The following is a 1,177-nucleotide window of genomic DNA, read 5'->3' as shown; positions in this document are numbered from 1 at the left end:
TGAGCAAACCATCACTGGACAGAATCGACAGGGAGCTTCTTATCCTGTTGCAGCAAGATTCCACGTTGTCATTAAACGAACTGGCAGAGAAAGTCCATTTGACGACAACACCTTGTTGGAAAAGGCTCAAGCGTTTGGAGGAAGAAGGGTTTATCGACAAAAGGGTCGCGTTGCTTAACCCAGAAAAGCTAGGTCTTTGCTTTACGGCGTTTGTGTTGGTGAAAACCAGCGACCACTCTCATGAGTGGTACAGCACATTTGTGGAAACCGTATCTGAATTTCCTGAAGTGATGGAATTCTACCGCATGGCAGGCGAATACGATTACATGATGCGGGTTCTGGTTGAAGATATGAAAACCTTTGATAGCTTTTATAAGCGGCTCGTTAACAGTGTTGATGGCATTACAAATGTAACCTCAACATTCGCGATGGAATCCTTAAAGTACACCACAGCCCTACCTGTATAGGTCAAGCTTAGTCAATCGATGTAAAGCTGCGTAAAGGACCTCGATTTCATTAACTCTCTGTCTAAACTGATTAATAAGGTTTAGATTCAGTAAGGGAAAAAGATGAAATTGATTTACGCAGTGATGCTTACCTCCACACTCGTCGGGTGCAACGGCGGCAGTTCAGACTCAGATTCTGCTTCTCCATCCAATATCAACAACAGCTCATCCGGTTTACCTCAGGATGGCAATATCACCAACTACAATTTTACTTCCCTTTCTGGTGATTGCTTAGACTACATTGGTTCCCTTACCTCCAGCGTGATGGATATTCAGCGCTCCCTCGCGTTCAATGGCTCTGTCAGCATCTCTTCGGCAGGCAACAAATGTGTGATTGAGAGTAATCACATTCCTAATCACGATTTTAATGATCAGTCTGCGTCGTTTGCGACCAATGTGAGCGAGCAGGATTCCGACTATGAGATCACGGCTAACCCAAGTTTCGCGACCTCTACCACTGCATTGAGTATGTCGATTTCCGAAGGTGTATTTCTAAATGGAGTCAACGTCGATATGTTGGCTGCTGCTTGTTATGCCGTTGGCAGCGAACCTCTAGGACGGGAAAAGATCGGTTGTGGGCAAAGCGAAATTAACAACCCATGGCGATACGATCCTATGTCTAGCCTGAATGGCTTTGGCACTGATCAGCATAATGCGCATGTTCAGCCGAC

General features: G+C 45.5%; 2 protein-coding genes. Both read left to right on the top strand.

Annotation, left to right across the window (positions count from 1 at the left end; all coding sequences use genetic code 11):
- Positions 1–14 precede the first annotated feature (14 nt).
- On the top strand, positions 15–467 hold the full coding sequence (locus RH89_RS15415; protein ID WP_038146303.1) for an Lrp/AsnC family transcriptional regulator: 453 nt from the start codon (positions 15–17) through the stop codon (positions 465–467).
- A gap of 102 nt (positions 468–569) precedes the next feature.
- The coding region (locus tag RH89_RS15410) for a YHYH protein (RefSeq protein WP_004403888.1) at positions 570–1,177 on the top strand (608 nt) is incomplete at its 3' end.

It is taken from the genome of Vibrio nigripulchritudo ATCC 27043 (assembly GCF_000222685.1).
Taxonomy (GTDB): domain Bacteria; phylum Pseudomonadota; class Gammaproteobacteria; order Enterobacterales; family Vibrionaceae; genus Vibrio; species Vibrio nigripulchritudo.
The sequence above is the reverse complement of the archived record's forward strand: the minus strand, read 5'-3'. Positions and strand labels throughout refer to the sequence as shown.